This window comes from Halorubrum hochsteinianum (assembly GCF_023702125.1).
GTDB lineage: Archaea > Halobacteriota > Halobacteria > Halobacteriales > Haloferacaceae > Halorubrum > Halorubrum hochsteinianum.
The window spans coordinates 2,068,654-2,088,557 of sequence record NZ_CP098415.1 but is presented as its reverse complement, the minus strand read 5'-3'; the positions used below and the strand labels follow the sequence as shown (position 1 = coordinate 2,088,557).

19 protein-coding genes and 1 tRNA gene are annotated in these 19,904 nt (G+C 71.6%); 6 read left to right on the top strand and 14 right to left on the bottom strand.

The window, feature by feature from the left end:
* The first annotated feature begins 65 nt into the window (after positions 1–65).
* The 3 genes from NAF06_RS10575 to NAF06_RS10565 all read left to right on the top strand — a co-directional run bounded on the left by NAF06_RS10575 (position 66) and on the right by NAF06_RS10565 (position 2,390).
* Positions 66–1,385 carry an MFS transporter gene (locus NAF06_RS10575; protein WP_008583466.1) on the top strand — a complete coding sequence of 440 codons (1,320 nt, stop codon included), beginning with the start codon at positions 66–68 and terminating at the stop codon, positions 1,383–1,385.
* Between the two features lie 63 nt (positions 1,386–1,448).
* A complete protein-coding gene (locus NAF06_RS10570; RefSeq protein ID WP_008583468.1) occupies positions 1,449–1,958 on the top strand; it encodes a DUF2240 family protein in 510 nt (169 codons plus the stop codon).
* Positions 1,959–2,390 (top strand): DUF7993 family protein, encoded by a 432-nt coding sequence (locus NAF06_RS10565; RefSeq protein WP_008583471.1) that lies wholly within the window; start codon positions 1,959–1,961, stop codon positions 2,388–2,390.
* 61 nt (positions 2,391–2,451) lie between these two features.
* On the opposite strand, the gene NAF06_RS10560 is transcribed toward NAF06_RS10565, so the two are convergent.
* Complete coding sequence (locus tag NAF06_RS10560) at positions 2,452–4,359, bottom strand: methyl-accepting chemotaxis protein (protein WP_049908711.1); 1,908 nt, start codon at positions 4,357–4,359, stop codon at positions 2,452–2,454.
* 238 nt (positions 4,360–4,597) lie between these two features.
* Here NAF06_RS10560 and NAF06_RS10555 point away from each other — a divergent pair, with 238 nt between their 5' ends.
* Positions 4,598–5,878, top strand: coding sequence for a DNA double-strand break repair nuclease NurA (locus tag NAF06_RS10555; protein WP_008583475.1), 1,281 nt, complete (start codon positions 4,598–4,600; stop codon positions 5,876–5,878).
* A gap of 402 nt (positions 5,879–6,280) precedes the next feature.
* Here NAF06_RS10555 and NAF06_RS10550 read toward each other — a convergent pair whose 3' ends face one another.
* From NAF06_RS10550 to NAF06_RS10515, 8 genes are all read right to left on the bottom strand, one after another.
* Positions 6,281–7,015, bottom strand: coding sequence for a CPBP family intramembrane glutamic endopeptidase (locus NAF06_RS10550; protein WP_008583491.1), 735 nt, complete (start codon positions 7,013–7,015; stop codon positions 6,281–6,283).
* Between the two features lie 152 nt (positions 7,016–7,167).
* Positions 7,168–8,454 carry a hypothetical protein gene (locus tag NAF06_RS10545; protein WP_008583493.1) on the bottom strand — a complete coding sequence of 429 codons (1,287 nt, stop codon included), beginning with the start codon at positions 8,452–8,454 and terminating at the stop codon, positions 7,168–7,170.
* Positions 8,455–8,501: 47 nt separating this feature from the next.
* Positions 8,502–9,608 carry a DoxX family protein gene (locus NAF06_RS10540; protein ID WP_008583494.1) on the bottom strand — a complete coding sequence of 369 codons (1,107 nt, stop codon included), beginning with the start codon at positions 9,606–9,608 and terminating at the stop codon, positions 8,502–8,504.
* 92 nt (positions 9,609–9,700) lie between these two features.
* Positions 9,701–10,261: a class I SAM-dependent methyltransferase gene (locus NAF06_RS10535; RefSeq protein WP_008583496.1), complete on the bottom strand. Its 561-nt coding sequence runs from the start codon at positions 10,259–10,261 to the stop codon at positions 9,701–9,703.
* A gap of 91 nt (positions 10,262–10,352) precedes the next feature.
* A complete protein-coding gene (locus NAF06_RS10530) occupies positions 10,353–11,495 on the bottom strand; it encodes an aminotransferase class V-fold PLP-dependent enzyme (RefSeq protein WP_008583498.1) in 1,143 nt (380 codons plus the stop codon).
* A gap of 151 nt (positions 11,496–11,646) precedes the next feature.
* Positions 11,647–11,931, bottom strand: a complete 285-nt coding sequence (locus tag NAF06_RS10525; protein WP_006628131.1) for a translation initiation factor eIF-1A — start codon at positions 11,929–11,931, stop codon at positions 11,647–11,649.
* Positions 11,932–12,016: 85 nt separating this feature from the next.
* The gene (locus tag NAF06_RS10520; protein ID WP_049908712.1) at positions 12,017–12,688 is read right to left on the bottom strand and encodes a P-loop nucleotide/nucleoside kinase family protein; all 672 of its coding nucleotides are present in this window, start codon (positions 12,686–12,688) and stop codon (positions 12,017–12,019) included.
* Positions 12,689–12,792: 104 nt separating this feature from the next.
* Positions 12,793–12,867: transfer RNA gene (locus NAF06_RS10515), tRNA-Val, on the bottom strand.
* Positions 12,868–13,084: 217 nt separating this feature from the next.
* On the opposite strand from NAF06_RS10515, the gene NAF06_RS10510 reads away from it, so the two are divergent.
* Positions 13,085–14,215, top strand: coding sequence for a M24 family metallopeptidase (locus NAF06_RS10510; RefSeq protein WP_008583503.1), 1,131 nt, complete (start codon positions 13,085–13,087; stop codon positions 14,213–14,215).
* A gap of 39 nt (positions 14,216–14,254) precedes the next feature.
* Here NAF06_RS10510 and NAF06_RS10505 read toward each other — a convergent pair whose 3' ends face one another.
* Positions 14,255–15,643, bottom strand: a complete 1,389-nt coding sequence (locus NAF06_RS10505; protein ID WP_008583504.1) for an NAD(P)/FAD-dependent oxidoreductase — start codon at positions 15,641–15,643, stop codon at positions 14,255–14,257.
* Between the two features lie 145 nt (positions 15,644–15,788).
* Here NAF06_RS10505 and NAF06_RS10500 point away from each other — a divergent pair, with 145 nt between their 5' ends.
* On the top strand, positions 15,789–17,144 hold the full coding sequence (locus tag NAF06_RS10500) for a sodium-dependent transporter (protein ID WP_008583506.1): 1,356 nt from the start codon (positions 15,789–15,791) through the stop codon (positions 17,142–17,144).
* Between the two features lie 34 nt (positions 17,145–17,178).
* Here NAF06_RS10500 and NAF06_RS10495 read toward each other — a convergent pair whose 3' ends face one another.
* The 4 genes from NAF06_RS10495 to NAF06_RS10480 all read right to left on the bottom strand — a co-directional run bounded on the left by NAF06_RS10495 (position 17,179) and on the right by NAF06_RS10480 (position 19,885).
* A complete protein-coding gene (locus NAF06_RS10495) occupies positions 17,179–17,835 on the bottom strand; it encodes an AIM24 family protein (protein ID WP_008583508.1) in 657 nt (218 codons plus the stop codon).
* 113 nt (positions 17,836–17,948) lie between these two features.
* Entirely contained in the window at positions 17,949–18,614 is a 666-nt protein-coding gene (locus NAF06_RS10490; protein ID WP_008583511.1) for a cytochrome c biogenesis protein CcdA, read from the bottom strand.
* Between the two features lie 6 nt (positions 18,615–18,620).
* Positions 18,621–19,169, bottom strand: a complete 549-nt coding sequence (locus tag NAF06_RS10485; protein ID WP_049908714.1) for a TlpA family protein disulfide reductase — start codon at positions 19,167–19,169, stop codon at positions 18,621–18,623.
* Positions 19,166–19,885, bottom strand: coding sequence for an SCO family protein (locus NAF06_RS10480; RefSeq protein ID WP_008583514.1), 720 nt, complete (start codon positions 19,883–19,885; stop codon positions 19,166–19,168). The genes NAF06_RS10485 and NAF06_RS10480 overlap by 4 nt, the downstream gene beginning before the upstream one ends.
* Positions 19,886–19,904 lie beyond the last annotated feature (19 nt).

The window sequence follows — 19,904 nt, the reverse complement described above, 5'->3', positions numbered from 1 at the left end:
GCCCGTTCGCGGAACCGCACGCCTCGACCGGATCGATTATGCCCCGCGGGGGACCGGTTCGGCCCATGTCTGACCGGTGGCTGTACGCATGGGGGCTCGCCTCGGTCGCGTTCGGCGGGGCGTCGCTCGTCGTCCCCCTGTACGTCGTCGACCTCGGCGGCGGGCCGTTCGTCCTCGGGATCCTCGCGGCCGTCGCCGCGATCGTCGGCGTCCCGGGGGCGCTCTGGTTCGGGCGAGTCGCCGACCGCACCGGGCGACGCCGCGGACTCGTTCTCGTCGCGCTCGTCGCCACAGCGCTCGCGGTCGCCGTCGTGCCACTCACCGACCGGATCGCCGCGGTGATCGCGGCCAACGCCGTCGTCTGGTTCGCCTTCGCGGCCGCGACGCCCGTGCTGACGCTGCTCGCGGTGGCCGACGCGCCGGAGGCCGCGTGGAGCGAGCGGATCGCCGACCTCAACCGGTATCAGGGGGTCGGCTGGGCGCTGGGGCTGCTCCTCGGCACCGCGTGGACCGTCGGCGGCGCGCTCGTCGCGTCGCCGGCGGTCGCCACGCGCTCGCTCTTCGCCCCGCTCGCGGTCGCCGCCGCGCTCTCCTGTGTCGCCGCCGTCCGGACGCTCCCGGCGGACCCGACCGGGGACCGGGGTGACGGTCCCGACGCCCTCCCCTCCGGGAGCCGCGTGCGCCGCGCCATCCGCCGTGCCGACCGGTTCGCCGTCCGCGGCGCGACGCTCCCCGGGTCGCTCTCGCGAACCGACTTCCGGGGGCTCGACCCCCGCCGCCTCGCCGCCCGCTTCACCCCCGGGCTCGCGGCGTACTTCCTCGCCGCCCTCCTGTTTCTCTCCGGCTTCTCGGCCTTCTTCGCGCCGCTGCCGGCGTTCCTCACCGAGATCGGCTTCGGCTCCGGCGGCACGTTCGCGCTGTACCTGATCAACAGCGCCGCCGCCGCGGTCGCGTTCGGGACCGCCGGCCGGCTCGCGGCCGACGGGAACGTCGTGCGGCTTCAGGTCGGCGGGCTGGTCGCTCGCGCGGTCGCGTTCCCCGCGGTCGCCCTCTTCGGCTCGGCGCTCGGCGCGGGCGCGCTCGGGTTCGTCGCCGTCGGCGTCGCGTTCGCGTCCGTCGGACTCACGTGGGCGGTGATCGCGGTCACCGCCGGCGTCGTCGTCACGCGCCTCGCGCCGCCGGCGATCCGCGGCGAAGCGCTCGGGGCGTACGCGGCGCTCGGCGCGCTCGCCGGCGGGATCGGCAGCGTCCTCGGCGGGTGGCTCGCCGCGATCGGGTACGGGCTCGCGTTCGGCGTCGCGGCCGCGCTCGTCCTCGTCGGCGCTGCCGCCGCGCTCGCGGTCGACCGTCGTGTCGACGGGAAGCGCCCCCGCCCGTCAACCTGACCCGCGGCCGGTCGCGACCCCGGGTCCGACACGTTTACGCGCCCGCCGCGCCGTCCGTCTCACATGAGTCTGGAGGTCGCCGTCGCCGCCCCGTTCAAGGCCGAGGCCCGGGACCGGCTCGGTCAGGGGGAGTTCGTCGTCGCGCTGTCGCTGGAGCGGGAGTGGTTCTCGCCCGATCAGGCGAAGCGGCTCGTCGATGTCGCGCTCGGACGCGGCCTCCTCGCGTCCGAGGACGGCGACCTCGTCCCGCAGTTCGACCCCGCGGAGGTGACCGTTCCGGAGGGGTTCACCCCCGACGAGTCGGTGCTCCGCGAACAGTCCACCTTCGAGAGCGCGCTCGACGCGGTCGTCGCGACCGGCGTCGAGAAGCAGCGCGTGGTCGCCGCGATCAACGAGCGGCAGCGCGCGCTGGCGATCACCATCGAGGCCGCCGCGGTCCTCTACGCCCGCGAGCAGGGGGCCGCCGTCGACCGCCTCGCGGCCGACGTGCGCGAGGAACTCGCGGCTGAGGCGGCCGAGGCGGACGAAACGGGCGGCGCGGACGACGCGGTCGACGACCGGGAGGTGGCGTAAGTGGTCGCCGACCGCCTCACCGACGGCGTCCGGATCGCACAGCTGCTCGCCTCCGAGGTGACGGGCGACGAGAGCCGACTCCGCGGCCTGACGGTGGTCGACGCGGACCCGGACGTCGAGCCGACGACCGACGGCGCGCTGGCGTACCGGATCGCGGTCGAGGCGCACGGAGACGACCGCGACGCGAGGGACGCGGACGGCCTCCTCGACCCCGTCGCCGAGGTGTTCGTCCAGCCGGACCGCGCGCGGATCGAGGCGCTCGCCGCCCCGGAGGCGGCCGCGACCGCCGCGACCGAGGCCGACCTCCGCGTCCGTCCGAAGGCGTCGCGCCCGCCCCGGACGCTGGTGTTCGTCGAGGACGGCGCGCAGGTGAAGCGCGCGCTAACGGTCCTCGAAACCCTCTGGTCCGAATCGGACGCCGACCGGCCCTGAACCGCGGAAAAGACCCGCACCGAACCGCACCGAACCGAACCGCACCGAACCGCCGCCGGACTTACTCCGGCTGTCCGCCGTCGCCGACCGCGACGGTCGCTCCCGGACCGGATCCGGGGTCGACCTCGTCGCCGGACACGTCGAACTCGCCGATGAGCGAGCCGAGCCGCTCGGCCTGCTCGGCGAGCGAACCGGCCTCCGCCGTCGCGTCGTTCATCGCGGCCAGCTGCTCGTCCGCGGCCTCGGCGACCGCGTCGGCCTCCTCCGCCGTCGACTGGCTGATCCCCGCGACCTCCTCGGCCATCGACACCGTCTCCTCCGTGCTGGCGGCCTGGTCGTCGGTGGCGCGGCTGATCTCTCGGATCCCCTCGTCGGTCTCCCGCGCGTTGTCCGACACCTGCGAGAACGCGTCCGCGGCGTCCTCGACCGCTTCCGCGCCCGCCGCGATGTTCTCCTCGGCGCTCCGGACCGCAGTCACCGTCCCCTCCGTCTGCGCCTGCGTGTCGCCGATCAGCTCTTCGATCTCCGTGGCCGCGTCCTGCGTCTCTTCGGCGAGCTGTTTCACCTCGTCGGCGACGACCGCGAACCCGTCGCTGCCGCCGCCGCTCCCGCCGGCGCGGGCGGCCTCGATGTTCGCGTTCAGCGCGAGCAGGTTCGTCTGCTCGGCGATGTCGCCGATGAGGTCGACGATCTCGCCGATGTCCTCCATCCGCTCGTCGAGCTGCTGGACCGTCCCCGCGGCGGAGTCGAGCGCCTCTCGGGACTCCTCGACGCGCTCGATGGCGGCCTCGGCGGTCTCCTCGCCGTCGTCGGCGATCTCCGCGGTCTGTTCGGCGACGTCGACGACCGTCTGGGTCGAGGAGGCGACCTCCTCGATCGTCGCCGAGAGGTCGTTCATCTCGTCGGACACCTGCCGGAGCATCTCGCGCTGCTCGTCCGCGCCCTCCGCGATCTCGGTGACGGACTGGCTGACGGTCTCGCTCCGGTCGCTCGCCGTCTCGACGCCGCGGACCGTGTTCTCGCTCGCGGTCGACACGTCCCGGGCGAACGACCGGACCTCGCCCATCGCCTCGTCGATGTCGTCCATCATGCCGTTGAACGCCTCGCCGATCTGCGCCATCGCCTCGCTCTCGCTCTCCGTGTCGAGCCGAACCGTGAGGTCGCCGTCGGCCGCGCGGTCCATCGCCGCGCTGTAGTCGTCCGCCTTCGTCTCAAGGTGGCTGTTCAGGCGCTCGACCTCCTCGCGGCGCTCCTCGACCTCGGCCTTCGCCGCCTCGACGTCTTGGATCTCCGACTGCTTCTGCTCCGCCAGTTCGAGCTGTTCGCGGGCCGCCTCCCGCGACTTCTCGATCGAGTACCAGTTGACCATCAGCGCGCCGGCGAGCCCGAGGACGAAGAACGCGTGGATTCCGCCCCAGACGATCGGGTTCTCGATCGCCGCGGTGTGGTTGTAGACGAGACTCGAGTCGATGAGGCTGAACGCCCCGTGGCCGACCGCCACGTACCCGACGCCGACGGCGAACGGGAGCCAGTCCTCGTACAGCGCGAGTATCCCGATAAACACGAAGAAGCTGAAGTGCGCCTCGATGTACCCGCCGGACAGCTTCACCATCGCCATCGAGACGGTCATGAGGCTGAACGCCGTGAGGACCGTCCGCTGGCGGCGGCCGAGCCGCGACCAGCTCGCCAGCGCGGCGGTGGCGAGGATGATGGCGACGAACCCCCCGAGCATCCACGCCGGCGTCGCCGGGATCTGCGCTCCCGTGAACGACTCCGTCCCGTCGTAGAGCCCCAGCCCGATCAGGAACGGGACCTGAACCAGGGTGGCGATCAGGATGTTCCGGTGTCGCGGTGCCCACATCTCCTCGGGCATCGAGGTGCCGTCCGGGATGTACCGGATCACCTCCCGCACGCTCTCCGCCAGCCCGCCCGATCCCTCCGAAGGTACGCCGCTCGCAGTCTCTCTCATAGGCGTCGATTGTCGTATGCAATAAAAGCACATCGCCTCCGAGTATTATCTCTGATACTGCCGTCACGCCGACGGAGCGTAGCTGACGGCACGATAACAGGTCTCCTCGATCCGCCACCGGACGGCGAAGATTCTTGCCGGTTGTTCCACGGTAGTCGAACGAATTCGGCCGGGGCGTTCGTCGCACCGCGGCCCCCGAGCCGACGACTTTTATATCGGTCCGTCCCGGTCTACGGTCGTGACGCTCGATCCGATCCACGTCGAGAACATCGCGCAGCTCGCGTACGGCATCGGCGGCGACGTGGACGCGACGGACCACGACGACCTCGCCGAGCGCGTCTGGCGCGAGTGGCTCCCCGAGCTCCGCCGCGAGGGTCGGGTCGTGATCGAGGCGCTCGGCGACCACGAGCGCCGGCGGGCCGCCATCGACGACGTCGCGCTCGCCGAGCGCCCGTTCGAGACGGTCCACGGGCTCGACTCGGGCACGATCAACCCCACGACGTTCAAGAACGGCCTCGTCGTCGACGTCGCGCACGCGGCGATGGCGAGTTCCCCGACGGATCTCGACCTCCACCGCGACCGGACCATCGTCGCCACCGTCCACGCCGGCGACTCGACCGCCGGCTTCGACAGCGAGTGGACGAAGCGAGACGAGGGCCACACCCGCCAGCGGGTGTTCCACGTCCCCCGGGTGAACCGCTACGCGGAGCGGGTCGTCCACGCCCTCGGCTTATACCTCGCGGAGGGGACCCACGCGCTCGACCACGCGGACGAGGTCGACGACCTGCTCGTCCTCGACGGTCCGATCTACCCGAAGGAGCTGTTCACGTGGGCGGACCGCGACCCCGAACTCGGCGAACTCGCCCGGGAGGCGAAGCCGCGCGGAGTGATCGAGAAGTACGTCCGCCTCGTCGAGCGGTTCGTCGACCGCGACGTGCCGCTGGCCGGGTTCGTGAAGAACCCCGCGAGCGGCACCGCGGTCCGGGCGCTCGCGCGCGCCGGCGTCGAGTCGCCGTGGCCCGACGACACCGCGCTGTTCACCCGACTGCTGGAGCGGCGCGAGCCCGGCGAGGGTCCCGAGGGGACGGACGCGGGCGGCGACCGCGGCGCGCGGCTCGACGACGACCTCACCTTCACCACGTGGTTCCGGAGCCGCGGCGGCGCGGACGCCCCGATGGCCGCCGACGGGGACGCGCTCGGCGTCGACCGCGAGCTGGACCCGGAGCTGTACGAGGTCACGTTCATGGTCGTCTACGACCCCCGCACCGACGTGACGTACAAGCTGGAGGCCCCGTACGCGTTCACGCGCGACCCGGACCTCCGCGAGCGGCTCACCCGGCAGGTCGTCGCCGAGGTGGCGGCGACGCGCGGGCCCCCCGAGCCGGTCGCGAAGGCGGACGAGCTGGCGCGGATCTCGGCCACGGAGAAGGCGGCGCTCCGCCGGAAGTTCGAGGAGCGGCTCGGCAGCGACCAGCAGGCGACCTACGACGACCTCCGGTGGGGGAAGGCGGAGTTTTGAGGCGCGGTCGAGGCGGTGGCGCGTGCCTGCGAGCGGCGCGAAGCGCCGCGAGTCAGCACGCGCGAGGGAAGTCGACCGGTCGGAGCGAAGCGGAGACCGGTCAACGAGGCTGGGGAGGCGTGAGGTGCGGTTGCTGTGCCGGGCGGGACTCGAAGGGGCAGCCGCGAAGCGGTCAGAGGCGACGTAAGCACAGCAGGAACGAGCGAAGCGAGTGACGAGGAGCGCAGCGAGCGTCTGACCGCTTCGCGGCTGGGGCTTCGGCAGTCACGGTCGCGACGAAAGCAACCGCATATCGCCGGGCGGCTGGGGCTTCGGCGGTCGTGTCTTCGGTATAGTGGATTCGTCGTGGCGAGCGACTGCGCCCTCGGCGGCCCCGAAAGAGCGACGCCGCCTCCTCCGGTCTCAGAGGACCTGCCAGAGCAGCACCACGTAGGTGACCGCGTTGTACATGCCGTGTACCAGCCCGGGGACCACCACGTTGTCCGTCCACTCGTAGAACGCGCCGAGGACCGCCCCCAGCACGACGACGACGCCGACGTACGCCCACTGCTCGGCCATCGTCCCGGAGACCGCGGGGAGGTGGATCAGCCCGAACGCGACGCTCGCGATGAGTATCGCGGGGACCGCGTCGAACGCGCGCCGGATCCCGCCCTGGACGACGCCGCGGAAGAGCAGTTCCTCGACCGGGCCGACCACCGCGAGCGACACCGCGATCATCGCGAGGTAGTAGGTGACCGGGTCGCCGCCGGGGACGACCGCCTGATTCTGCCCGGTCGAGAGCCCGACCTGATCGAGCGCGAACAGGGCCCCGTACTGGAACCCGAAGAGGAGGACGCCGCCGCCGACGATGATCCCCGCCTCGCGGCGCGTCGGCCGGGAGACGCGGGCGAGGTCCCACTGGTCGGTGACGGCGAGGTACCCCGCGACCGCGACGCCGAACCCGGCGAACTGGAGCAGCGTCTGGAGCAGCCGGTAGCCATTCGATCCCTCTGACACCAGTCCCGCGGCGGCGGCGAGGTCCGTCCCCGGCACGGTGACCGCGTTCGCGACGAGGAACGCGAACACGATCGCGAACAGCGCGCTCGCGACGCGAGTCAGCCGCTCGCCGACCGCCGCCGCGAGGGGGTCGTCGCTCATCGCCGGCGGTACGACTCGCGGCGGTTTAGTCGCACCGGAAGGGGACGGTCTCGACACGTCGCCGCCGACGGGCGGTCGGCCGAGCCGGTCGCGCGCCGCCGCGGTCGTTCCGGCGGCGTCGATTACCCGCCGCCGCGGTCGTTCCGGCGGCGTCAATCGACCCGCAGTTCGCGCTTCTCCGTGACGGCGTCCGCCTCAGGGAAGTCGCCCCCGCCGAGCAGCCCGCGGGCCGCCTTCTTCCCCCACTCGACCGCGGGCTGGGTGAACGTCGAGACGCTCGCGAGCTCGCCGTACAGCACGCAGGCCGCCTCCATCCCGTAGAGCAGTTCCCCGAGCGAACGCTCGTCGACCCGGTCGATCTCGACGCGCACGTTCGGCACGTCCGCCGCCGCGAGGCTCGCCTCGGTCGCCTCGAACTCCGCGTCGAGCAGCCCGCCGAGCGACGAGCCGCCGAGGTACGCCAGCCCGTCGAGGTCGGTCTCGGGAATCGGCACGTCGGCGCGCTCGGTCGGGCGCACGAGCGTCACCAGCTTGTCCGGCGGCCCGGCGCGGTACAGCTGAAGCTGGGAGTGCTGGTCGGTCGCGCCGAGCGCCCGGGCGGGGGTCTGGCCCAGCCCGTCCTTCCCGAGGCTCTCGGCCCACAGCTGCGCGAACCACTCCGCGAACGTCTCCAGCGACTCGGCGTACGGCATCACGGCGTTGGTGCGCGCGCCGCGCTCCGCGAGCGCGTACGTCGCCGCGCCGTACGCGTAGGCGGGCGACTCGTACAGCGACCCCGACAGCGACGCCATCCCGTCGCGGCCGCCCGCGAGGACGGCCTCGACGTCGTGGCCCTGGAGCGCCGCGACCGCGAGTCCGACCGTCGACAGCGCCGAGAAGCGACCGGGGACGCCGTCGGGGACCGGCAGCGACGGCAGGCCGTGACGGTCGGCCAGCTCGCGGAGGTTCCCGGACTCGCCCGTCGTGACGAGCGTGCGATCGGTCCAGTCGACGCCCGCGTCGGCCATCGCCTCGCGGGCGACGAGGAAGTTCGCGAGCGTCTCCGCGGTCGTCCCCGACTTCGAGACCACGTTGACGACGGTGTCCGCGAGCGGGAGGTCGTCGAGCAGCGCCCGCGCGTCGTCGGGGTCGACGTTGTCGAGGACGTAGGCGTCCACGTCGCTTTCGAGCGCCGTCGCGAGCGTCGCCGCGCCGAGCGCGCTCCCGCCGATGCCGACCGTCAGCACCGCCTCGGGACGGTCGAACCCGTCGACCGCGGCGTGTATCCGGTCCGGATCTGCGGTCTCGGGGAGGGTCAGCGCCGCGTACCCGAACTCGTCGTCGGCCATCCCGGCCGCGATCCGGTCGTGGGCGGCCGCGACGCGCTCGTCGAGTCTGTCCAGCGTCTCCGTCGTGATCCCCGGGGTCGTCTCCAGGGCGTTGCCGAGGTCGACGCGCATACCCGTCCCACCGCGCGAGAGCGACTTAAAAACCGCCGACCGGACCGTCAGTCCGCCGGCACCGCCGACTCGTCGTCGCCGAGCGCGGGGCGACCGAACCAGCGGTCGAACGAGACCGGGCCGGCCCCGAGCGTGAACACCGCGGAGGCCATGCCGAACAGCGCGACGTGCGCGAGGACGGGGTCGTCGGGGAGCCCGAACAGCGTCGTGGTGAACAGCACGAACGAGAGCGCGGCCGCGCCGCGGGTGAAAAAGCCCGCGATGAGCGCCAGCCCCACCGCGACCTCGGTCACCCCGGCACCGACGACCCACAGCCCGGCGTCGACCGGCACGACCGAGGTGAGGTCGTACTTCTCGACGACGAGCAGCGCGCTGCCGGGGTCGGCGAGCTTCTGGATCAGCCCGAGGTAGACGAACGAGACGCCCATCCCGACCCGGAGCACCGTCGGCACGTACCGCCGCAGGGGGGCCGCCGACCGGTCGAGGAACGTCTTCAGGTGGTGGACCGGGTCGATCCGCCCATAGTACGACCCCGGCGTGCTCGCGACCTCCAACAGCATGTCGTCGGCGCTCGGTCGGCCGCCGCCGAGGATCGCGAGCACCGCGAACACCGGGACGTACTCCACCGCGAGGACGACGGAGGAGTCGACGGCGAGGAACACCCACGCGTACGTCGCCAGCCCGACCGCCGACGCGATCCGCGTCGCGAGACCGAAGAGGAGGGAGAAGCCGAGTCCGATGAAGAGCACCCGGAGGAGCGGGCTCGCGCCGGGGTCGAACGAGAGCGTCGGCGCGAACAGGTATCCCTGAAAGCCAGCGCCGACGAGCGGGAGCCCGACCGCGAGCCGCAGCATCCACGGGACGAGGTCGCCGTAGCCGGCGAGCGTCTCGCGGAGGACGACCACGTCGACGATGGTGGGTCGCACCCACAGGTAGACGGCGAGTCCGACGAGCGCGGCGAGCCCGGACCCGGCGAAAATCGCCGCGTTGAACGGGTCCGACAGCACGTCGGCGACGAACGTCACCGCGTCGAGCGGGTCGCCGGACTCTTCGGTGACGTAGTCGACGTGGGCCGCGGCCGGTCGCGCGGCGACCGTCGCGAACAGGGCGAGCGCGGTTGCGACCGCGGCCGCCGATCGAGAACAAGCGGACATACCTCATCTACGGGCCGGACGCACCTAACGGTATTTCTTCACGAACGTTCGAATCGGACGCAGAGCCGCTCGTTTCCCGATTCGACGGGCGACTACGGTGCCCGAGCGACGACGCCGAACGTCTCCGTGCGCGTCGACGCGGAGTCGACCTCGAACCCCGCCGCCTCCAGCGCCGCGACGGCGTCGGCGGCGGCGAACCGCTCGTCGACCGGCGGCCCGTGCTCGCCGTCGCCGTCGGCCGTCCAGTCGAACACGACGAGCGGCCCTCCGGTCTTGACCACCCGCGCGACCTCCGCGAGCGCCTCCGGGCTCGCGAACTCGTGGTAGGTCATCGTCGAGAACGCGCCGTCGAGTTCGCCGTCCGCGAACGGGAGGTCGGTGACGTCGCTCGCGACCAGTTCGACGTTCTCGGGGACGCCCTTCTCGCGGTAGTACTCGTGCATCTCCGGCTGGACGTCGACGCCGTAGACGGTCTCGGCGCGCTCGGCGACGTCGTCGGTGTAGAACCCGGTGCCGCTCCCGAGGTCGGCGAGGACGCCGAACTCGTCGCCCGCGAGCGGTCCGACGACCTCCTCGGCGGACACCCAGCGGTACCGCACCGCCGCCCGCTCCAACCGGTCCGCGCCGTCGGCGTCGAACGTGTGGAAGCCCATGTGCGACGTTGCGCGCCGAGCGTGAAAGTCGGTCCGGTCGCCGCGGAGCGTCGCCCGCTCCCGTCGCCGCGACGCCGCACCCCCACTCCGCTCACCACTCCGCGTCGAGCGCGTCGAGGAGTCGGTCGACCTCCCCCTCGGTGGAGACGGCGTGAACCGACGCCCGGATCCCGTCCGGATGCGGCAGCGAGCGGACGATCACGCCCTCGTCGGCGAGCCGGTCGACGGTCGCCTCCGGGTCGTCCACGTCGACCGTGACCAGCCCGGACTCGTGCGCGTCCGGGCTGAGGAGTCGGTCGTCCGGGACGCCCGCCTTCAGCCGGTCGGTGAGGTCGGCGATCCGCGACTCGATCGCGTCGATCCCGACGGCGTCGATCGCGTCGAGCGCCTCGACGAGGCCGACGTGAGCCGCGGCGGTCGTCGTTCCCACCTCGAAGCGCCCCGCGCCGGGCTTGAACTCGATCTCGTCGCCCTCGGGGTCCGCGACGCTCCGGTAGCCGACCGCGCGCGGCGCGAGGTCGGCCGCGGCGTCGCGGTCGACGTAGAGGAAGCCGGCCCCCCACGGGCCGAGCGTCCACTTGTGGCCGGCGGCCGCGACCGCGTCGGCCCCCCACTCGTGTACGTCCATCGCCACCTGTCCGGGCGACTGGACCGCGTCGACGAGGGTGAACGCGCCCGCGTCGTCGGCGATCTCGACGAGCTCTCTCACCGGGAGCCGCGTGCCGTGCGTCCACGTGATCGCGCTGAAACAGACCAGCCGGGCGTCGGTCACCGCCTCGGCGTACGCGTCGCGGTCGACGCGCCCCTCGTCGGTCTCTAACACGCGCACCTCGACGCCCTCGCGTTCGAGCCGCTTCCACGGGAGGACCCCCGCCGGGTGTTCGAGGTCGGTGCGGACGACGACGTCGCCCGGTTCCCAGTCGATCGCGCCCGCGACGCGGGCGATCCCGTCGCTCGTGCTCTCGGTCAGGGCGATCTCCTCGGGGTCGGCCCCGACGAACGCCGCGATCCGCTCGCGCACTTCCTCGTAGGTCTCGAAGGCGCGCTCGTAGGGGTCGGTGGTCGCGGAGCCGTACTCGTGGTCCGCGACGAACGAGCCGGCGGCCTCGACGACGTACTCCGGGCTGGGGCCGTGCGCGCCGAAGTTGAAGTACGCCGCGTCGCCGAGGGCCGGGACGTCCGCGCGGAGCTCTCTCGGGGTCATACCGTCGCCGTCGTGTTCGATCGTTCTCACGGTGTCGGTTTCGGCGGCTCGGACGAGAGAGTCGTCGCCGAGACGGCCGCGCGTCGGAAAACGAATTCACCGCGGACGGAAGGAAACGTCGAACGGGAGACGGAGAGTGCGGCGCGTAGACGGTCGCGCGGCGCGACCCGGAGATATCGGGTTACTGGATGTGGCCTTCGCGGCGGAGCTGGTCGGCGTCCTCGTCCTCGTACCGCCACTCGACGTTCGCCTTCTCGTCCTGCCAGTCCCACGGCTCGGCGAGCACGACGTCGCCCTCGCTGATCCACGTGCGGTACTTCATCCGACCGGGGATCCGGCCGAGTCGCTCGACGCCGTCGGCGCAGCGCAGCTGAACGTGGTTGCCGCCGAGGTGCTCCGTCACCACGGCGAACACTTCGTCGTCGTTGGGCATCCGCAGATTCTTGCGCCCGGATTCTTCGCTCATACCTCCCGTTGTGCGTTCGCCCGTATAAGTGATTTGAGACGTGTGCGCCCGCTCGTCACGCCACTCGTTCGCACACCGGGCGGCCTCACTCCGCGTCGGTGACCGCCGCAGACCGCCCGTCGCCGTCGGCGGTCGCCCCCTCGGCGAACGCGGCGTCGACCTGCGCGAACGTCTCCGCCTCGGTCCCGGAGTTGTCGACGACGACGTGGTCGCCGGCGACCTCGTCGAACAGCTCCTTGAAGTGGAGGTGGATCTCGAAGTCCGCGTCGCTGATCCCGTCCCGCCGCTCGATCCGCCGCTCGACGACCTCCTCGTCGCAGGCGACTTGAACGAGGTCGAACGCCGCCGCGGTCTCGGCGGCCGCCTCGCGGGCCGCAGCCCGGAACCGGTCGTCCGCGAACGTCGCGTCGAGGACGACGGCCTCCCCGACCGCGATGTCCTCGCGCGCCCGAGCGAGGAGTTCCGCGTAGACGGCCTCCGTTTCCGCGTCGGTGTACTCGGGGTCGTCGAACAGCTCCTTCCGTATCACGTCGGTCCGGCGTATCCGGCCGTCGACGTGGTCGGCGATCCGCTCGGCGACGGTCGTCTTGCCGACGCCGGGCAGCCCGCAGACGACGACCAGTCGCCCGGTCGACGCCGCGCCGTCGGCGGTCGGAGCGGTCGATTCCGACGCCGTCGGAGCGAGAGAATCCGCCGCGTCACGGTTCGATGTCGGCAATTCGGACCCGTCCGGCGCTCGACCGCCTCGGTCTCTCATCTACCCGGATCCTCCGGGGTGACGTAAAAGAAACTTCGCATCGCTCCGCGCTCCAGATACGGAAAATGTGGTGCTGTCGCTCGCAGTTGCGGTGTCGACAAAAGTGGGTTGGGGCGGATTTGAACCGCCGGCCTCCTCCATGTCAAGGAGGTGTCATAACCGGACTAGACTACCAACCCGAGGGGGCTTACTGACGCATCTCGTTGTTTCCGTGGGACGTAATTGAACCTTTCGTTTCGGGGGCGTCGGCGAAGCTGATCGGAAGACGGCGCGGTGACGACGCCCGATCCGCGGAGTTCCCGACTCCGCGCCCGTTACCGGTCCGGTGTGGTCCGAACGCCGACCGATCCCGACCGGTTCCGACCGGTTTTACTGGCCCGGCGAGAACCCGTCGGTATGGTCGACCTCTCCGCCCGCACCGACAGGCTCGACGCGTACCTCGCCGAGCGCGGACTCGAAGCGGTCTGGTTCGCGCGCCCCAACGGGTTCGCGTGGCTCACCGGCGGCGACAACGTCGTCGACGCCGACGCGACGACCGGCGTCGCGGCCGCCGGCTACGACGGCGACCTCCGCGTGATCACCGACACCATCGAGGCGGAGCGGCTCGCCGACGAGGAGCTCCCGGAGGCGTTCGCGGTCGAGTCGTTCCCGTGGCACGCCGGCTCGCTCGCCGAGGCGGTCGCCGAGCGCTCGCCCGCGCCCGCCGCCGCGGACTTCGACGTGCCCGGCTTCGAGACCGTCGACGGGAGTTGGCTCAGACAGCCGCTCACCGACGACGACGTCGAGCGCTACCGGGAGCTTGGCCGCGAGGTCGCCGCCGCCGTCGAGACCGTCTGTCGGAACCTCGAACCGGAGGACCCGGAGTACGAGGTCGCGGCCGGCATCGACATCTCGCTCGCCTCGCGCGACGTTGACACCCCGGTCGTGCTCGTCGGCGGCGCGGAGCGGGCGCAGGCGTACCGCCACTACACGCCGGGCGACGCGGAACTCGGCGACTACGCGCTCGTGTCGGTCACCGGGGAGCGAGCGGGGCTGTACGCCTCGATGACGCGGACCGTCGCCTTCGACGCCCCCGACTGGTTCGAGGAGCGCCACCGCGCCGCGGCGCGGGTCGAGGCGACCGCGATCCGCGCCACCGAGGCCGCCGCGGCCGGGACTCTCACCGCCGGCTCGGGCGGCGACGGTCCCGACACCGCGGGCGACGTCTTCGCGGCGATTCGGGAGGCGTACGACGCGGTCGGCTTCCCCGGCGAGTGGGAGAACCACCATCAGGGCGGCGCGGCCGGGTTCGCCGGTCGGGAGTGGATCGCGACGCCCGACGGCGAGGAGCCGGTCCGGCGGCCGATGGGCTACGCGTGGAACCCGACGGTTCGGGGGACAAAAAGCGAGGACACGCACCTCGTCGCGGCGGACCTGACCGAGCGGCTCACCAAGACGGGGCGGTGGCCGAGCCACGAGGCCGAGCCGGTCGACGTGACGGGAATCGAGACGGAGCCGGTGGAGCTTGCGGCTCCAGTGATCCGGTAGTCGAACCGAACGGGGCGGCTCCGACGCGCACGCGGCGCGTCAGTAGACGTACTCGCTCTCCTCGATGCCGACGTAGTCCCGCTTGACGCGCCGCTTGTTCCACTTGTAGCCGAGGAGCAGCTTCGCCGACTCCCAGCCGGAGCGGTACGGCTGCGCGAGCAGGCCGTCGTCCGTCCCGGCGGCGAGCATCGCGTCGGCCGCCCCGATGATCCGGTCCCAGTCGTCCGGCCCGTAGTCGGCGACCATGTCGGCCATCGTCACGTTGCGGACGACCTCGTCGCCGATCGCCTCCTTCCAGCGGCGGTTGTACGCGGCCAGGTCGCCCTCGGCGGCGAGCTCGCCGGCGATCGCGCCGGTGCGGACCGCCACGTGGTCGCCGCCCTCGTGGAACGCGGATGTCGTCCCCATCGCGCCGCCGGCGACCGCGATCCCGGCCTCGACCGGCGAGTCGATCGGTCGCGTCGACGAGATCGGATAGGTCTCCGTCCCGTTCCGCTTGCCGGCCTCCTCGACGACGGGGAAGTCCTCCTCTATGTCGTACTCGTCGCCGTACTGCCACTCCAGCAGTCGGCGGACGTACTCGCCGCCCTGGGGGATCGACTCGTCGTCCCCGTCGAGCAGCGCGTACGCGTCGCGGTCGAACTCGTCGATGTCGAGCCCGATCGGCATCGTGAGCCCGACCCGGCAGACGCCGTCCGCGTTCGGGAAGATCCACGGGTAGGCGGTCTCGCCGGGCATCACGCCCCACCAGAATACGAGGGCGTCGTTCACCTCCTCGAAGACCTCGTCGGGGACGCGCCGGTACTCCTGGTACGCGATGTGGTTCGCGGTCCGGGAGGCCAGCCGCTCGGAGGCCTGCGCGTCCGCGGGCAGGTACTCGTCGAGGACCCGGTTCGTGACGGTCCGTTGTGGCCCGTCGGCGAGCACCACGAAGTCCGCGCCGACCGCCTCCCCGTCGGCGAGTTCGAGCGTGTGGCGGGGGTCGTCGCTCCCGGGCGTCGCCGAGAGGTCGGTGTCGACGCCGCGGACGGACACCCCGGCCCGGTACTCCGCGCCGGCCTCCTCGGCGCGGTCGCGGAGCCAGTCGTCGAAGCGCGCGCGCTGGAAGGTGTAGCCGAACTTGTCGTACGAGGAGTCGATGCCGGTCGATTCGAGCGTCGCCGCCTCCTCCGGACCGCGGAACTCCGCGCGGTTCAACTCGCGCTGAACGACCCCGTCGTCGAACTCGTCGGGGTGAATCCCCATGATGTCGACCCAGTAGTCGAGGATGCCCGCGGCGTCGGTGGAGTCGGGACCGAGCCGGTCCCGGTCGGCCCGGGGGACCCCCTTCTCGAGCACGAGCGCGCCAGCGCCGCCGGTGGCGGCCGCGTGCGCTGCGGAGGACCCCGCCGGACCGCCACCCACGATCGCGACGTCTACGCGTTCCATACCCCGTGAGGTAGCCGTCCGGCTATTAAATTCACGGTCGCCGCTCGGTACGCAGGGGATTGGACGAACGATCAGGAACGTTCATTATCTGTGTCAGCGCCGGAGAGACACGTTTTTACGCCCCAACGGAATTCCTCCGGTACCAATGGCACGCGAGACATGGGCGACGCGAGCGGGGTTCATCCTCGCCGCGGTCGGCAGCGCGGTCGGGCTGGGGAACATCTGGCGGTTCCCCTTCATCACCGGCCAGTACGGCGGATCGTCGTTTCTGATAACCTACCTGGCGTTCGTCGCGCTGATCGGGTTCCCGGCGATCCTCGTCGAGTTCGTCATCGGGCGGCGGACCGACCTGAACCCGGTCGGCGCGCTGCGCGAACTCGGCAGCGGCGCGTGGTCGTACGCCGGCTGGCTGTTCGTCGTCACCGGCTTCATCATCCTCTCGTACTACAGCGTCGTCGCGGGCTGGTTCCTGCGGTACACGCTTATCGGGATCACCGAGGGATTCACCCTCACCGACCCCGCCGAGGCCGAGGCGCTGTTCGGCACGGTGTCGACCGGACTGGACACGCTCCTCTTCCACGCCGTCTTCATGCTCTGCGTCATCGGCATCATCGCCGCCGGCGTCCGGCGCGGGATCGAACTGAGCGTGAAGGTGATGGTCCCCGCCATCCTCGTCCTCCTGCTTGGCCTCGCCGCGTACGGGTTCACCCTCGACGGCGCGAGCGCGGCGTACGCCTACTATCTCTCGCCCGACTTCGGAACGATCGCGGCCAACTGGACCGAGATCCTGCCGGCCGCCGCCGGACAGGCGTTCTTCACGCTGTCGCTCGGCATGGGCGTGATGATCACCTACGCCTCCTACCTCGGCGAGGACCGGAACCTCGCGGCCGACGCGGGGATCATCGCGACGCTCGACACGCTCGTCGCCGTCCTCGTCGGCTTCGTCGTCTTCCCCGTCCTCTTCTCGGTGGGTATCGAGCCGGGAACGGGCGGTCCCGGCGCGATCTTCGTGAGCCTCACGTCGGCGTTCGCCGGCATCCCCGGCGGCCGGATCCTCGGCGTGGTCTTCTTCGGGATGGTCGGGATCGCGGCGCTCTCCTCCGCGATCAGCATCCTCGAAGTGCTGGTCTCGTACCTGATCGACGAGGTCGGCGTCGCCCGCATCCCGGCGTCGGCCGCGGTCGGCGTGGCGGTCTTCCTGCTCGGCGTGCCCGTCACCGTCGACCTGATCTTCCTCGATTTATACGACCTGCTCGCGGACGGCATCCTGCTCGTGCTCGGCTCGCTGCTGCTCGCGCTGTTCGTCGGCTGGGTGATCCCGCACGTGGGCCGCGAGGAACTACAGAAGGGGATCGCGGACCTCGGCGGCCTCGGCGACGCGTGGATCTGGGCCGTCCGGATCCCGATCGTGATCGTCGTGATCGTCTCGCTGTACCTCGGGATCGTCGACTACGCCGGGTTCCTCACCGGCGACTTCGCCGACTGGCTGGCGGCGCGATAGCGTCGCGCCGCGGATTCTGGCCTCTCGGCCGGACTCAGGCGTGCTCCTCGCGGGGCTGGACGACGACGAACCCGTCGTCGCCGTCGAACCGCATCTGGTAGCGCTCGCCGGACTCCTGTCCGATCATGTCCGAGAGGCTCCGGTTCACCTCCACGTCCGGCGAGGTGCCGCCCCACGCGACGGTCGCGGCGGGGTCGGTCGCCACCGGCGGTTCCAAGACGATGGGATCGCCGTGGGTGGTGAGCGCGACGTACCCCGGCCCTTCGAGGTAGACGTTGCTGAACCCGCCGGCGAGCGCGCCGGCGAGGCTGTCGATGGTGTTGATCTCGTAGGAGAGCGACTCCTCGAACGCGAGCACGTCCTCGCCGTTGACCGTGATCGACTCGTCGGCGTCGAGTTCGATCACCTGTACCTTCTTGCCGTCGTCCGCGAAGTAGACGTGGCCGTCGCCCTCGACGGCCATGATCGGCGTCCCCTCGCCCGTGGCGGCCTCCTTGAGGAAGCCGGTGATCCCGCCCTCGGCGGAGGCCTTCCCGGTGAACGACACGTCGCCCGTGTACGCCACCATCGACCCGGCCTTCGCCATGACCGTGCCGGCGACCGCGACATCGAGGGTGTAGCTGTTCTCGCGCTGGAACGGCTCCGCGCCGTCCGTCGGTGCGTTCTCGGCGGTGAACTGATCGAGATTCATCGTGTGCGGGGACCGAACCGTTCGGTTCGGCTGTCCGAATGTTCCGCGCTATCAGTTAAGAAGATACGGGACGGCGTGCGGGCGTCTCCCACGGGTCGCTCAGCGCGTTCGTCTCAGTACACGACCAGCGAGAGGTACAGCTGTCCGATCCCGGCGGCGACCATCACCGCGCCCGCGATCCGTTTCAGCAGCCCGGCGTGGGCCATCACCCGGTTCGCGTTGCTGACGAGGCCGACGCCGGTCGCGACCGTGGTCGCGGCCATCAGGACGGCGACGGTGCCGGCGTAGACGCCGACGACGAGCACCGCCGTCTCCGACGGGAGCGCGATCGCGCGGGCGACGACGCCGAGGAACACGGGCGCGACGCAGCCCGCGCCGGCGAGCGCGTAGCCCGCCCCGAACAGCCCGAATCCGAAGATACCGGTGCGGCGCTCCGGCAGCGGCACCGAGACCGACGGCGCTCGCCCGGCGACGACGAGCAGCCCGAAGACGACGAGGAGGCCGCCGACGAGCGTCTCGAAGACGGTGATGCTCGACAGCGTCGAGTAGCCGATCCGGACGGTGGCCCCGGCGAGCAGCGCGAACGTCGCCAGCACGCCGATCGCGGCCGCGACGCCGCGGGCGCCCGCGCCGAGGATCGAGGCGGAGTCCGCGTCGACGGAGTTGACGTAAAAGCCGACGTACCCCGGCAGGAGGGGGTACGCGCACGGCGAGAAGAACGTCGCCACGCCCGCGGTCACCGCGAACGGGACGTTCGTCGCGAGCGAGACGTCGGTCATCGGTCGTCAGTCATCGCCGACCACGCGCTCGATGCCCGCGACGAACTCCTCGGTGGTGTGGGTGCCGGAGGTCGCCCAGCGGACGCGTCCCGAGGCGTCGATGGCGCGGGCGCTCGGGTAGTTCCCGATCGGAAATCGCGATGCGAGTTCGGCAGTCACGTCGGCCGCGACGAGCCAGTCGCCGTCGTTCTCGCGCCACCACTCGACCACCTCCTCCTCGCTGACCTCGTCGCCGACGGGTTCCGTCGTCACCGAGACGAACAGCACCTCGTCGCCGATCCGGTCGTGGGCCTCCGCGAGGGCCGGCATCTGCTCGGCGCAGGGCGGACACCACGTTCCGAAGAAGTCGACGAACGTCGGGCGGTCGGGAGCGGGTAGCGTCACTTCTCCGTCGCGGCTACCCGGTGCCTCGATAGTGTCGATCGTCACCGGCTCGATCGGCTCGGGGGCCTCCTCGCCGCCGAGCGCGTTCGGCACCCTGCCGGTCGCGACGGCCCCGGCTCCGCCGAGGGCGCCGACGCTTGCGAGTCCCGCCAGTAGGTGCCGCCGTCTCACGCCGTGACCACCCGTCTGAAGTCGTCGACGATCCGTTCGACGTCGGTGGCCGGGCCGCGCGGGTACGCGCGCTCGACGATCCCCCGCTTGTTGACGAGCAGGATGAGCCCGTAGTGCGGGAACGCGTACTCCAGGTTCTCGTACCCCTCGGCGTCCGTCTTCTCGATCTTGAGCCCGAAGTTCTCGTCCATCAGCTCTACGCCCGCCTCGTAGCTCTCGGGGCGGAGGAAGTGCCAGTTGCCGGCGTCCAGATCGACCCCGCGCTGGCTCGCGTACTCGCGGAGCACCTCGGCCGTGTCGCGCTCGGGGTCGAACGTGAGCGGCAGCAACGCGGCCTCGTCGCCGAACCCCTCCTCGGCCGCGACCTCCTGTACGCGCCGCAGGCGGAGGATGAGCGCCGGGCAGACGCCGTCCGGGCAGCTCGTGTAGAAGGAGGTCCACAGGTACGCGCGCTCGCCCTCGAACCCCGCCGTCGATATCTCCTCGCCCGTGATCGGGTCGGGGACGCTGAACTCGGGCATCTCGTCGCCGCGGATCGGATGGACCGGGTCGCCCCGGGTCTGCTCCGGCGGGCCGAGGATCGTCTCCTCGGCGTGGGGATCGTCGGAGCCGTCGGCGTCGCCGTCGCCGAGGACGCCGGCGCAGCCGGCCGTTGCGGTCGTACCGGCGACGACGCCGGTCCCGGCGAGCGAGCGGAGGAAGTGGCGGCGGTCCATGTCGTTGTCCGACCTACGT

Bases quoted from the DNA above. Each gene is read 5' to 3' on its own strand.
- NAF06_RS10505 (WP_008583504.1), bottom strand. From the start codon at position 15,643: ATGGAACGCGTAGACGTCGCGATCGTGGGTGGCGGTCCGGCGGGGTCC.
- NAF06_RS10570 (WP_008583468.1), top strand. From the start codon at position 1,449: ATGAGTCTGGAGGTCGCCGTCGCCGCCCCGTTCAAGGCCGAGGCCCGG.
- NAF06_RS10520 (WP_049908712.1), bottom strand. From the start codon at position 12,688: ATGAGAGACCGAGGCGGTCGAGCGCCGGACGGGTCCGAATTGCCGACA.
- NAF06_RS10535 (WP_008583496.1), bottom strand. From the start codon at position 10,261: ATGGGCTTCCACACGTTCGACGCCGACGGCGCGGACCGGTTGGAGCGG.
- NAF06_RS10480 (WP_008583514.1), bottom strand. From the start codon at position 19,885: ATGGACCGCCGCCACTTCCTCCGCTCGCTCGCCGGGACCGGCGTCGTC.
- NAF06_RS10545 (WP_008583493.1), bottom strand. From the start codon at position 8,454: ATGCGCGTCGACCTCGGCAACGCCCTGGAGACGACCCCGGGGATCACG.
- NAF06_RS10550 (WP_008583491.1), bottom strand. From the start codon at position 7,015: ATGAGCGACGACCCCCTCGCGGCGGCGGTCGGCGAGCGGCTGACTCGC.
- NAF06_RS10490 (WP_008583511.1), bottom strand. From the start codon at position 18,614: ATGACCGACGTCTCGCTCGCGACGAACGTCCCGTTCGCGGTGACCGCG.
- NAF06_RS10510 (WP_008583503.1), top strand. From the start codon at position 13,085: ATGGTCGACCTCTCCGCCCGCACCGACAGGCTCGACGCGTACCTCGCC.
- NAF06_RS10560 (WP_049908711.1), bottom strand. From the start codon at position 4,359: ATGAGAGAGACTGCGAGCGGCGTACCTTCGGAGGGATCGGGCGGGCTG.
- NAF06_RS10525 (WP_006628131.1), bottom strand. From the start codon at position 11,931: ATGAGCGAAGAATCCGGGCGCAAGAATCTGCGGATGCCCAACGACGAC.
- NAF06_RS10500 (WP_008583506.1), top strand. From the start codon at position 15,789: ATGGCACGCGAGACATGGGCGACGCGAGCGGGGTTCATCCTCGCCGCG.
- NAF06_RS10575 (WP_008583466.1), top strand. From the start codon at position 66: ATGTCTGACCGGTGGCTGTACGCATGGGGGCTCGCCTCGGTCGCGTTC.
- NAF06_RS10540 (WP_008583494.1), bottom strand. From the start codon at position 9,608: ATGTCCGCTTGTTCTCGATCGGCGGCCGCGGTCGCAACCGCGCTCGCC.
- NAF06_RS10495 (WP_008583508.1), bottom strand. From the start codon at position 17,835: ATGAATCTCGATCAGTTCACCGCCGAGAACGCACCGACGGACGGCGCG.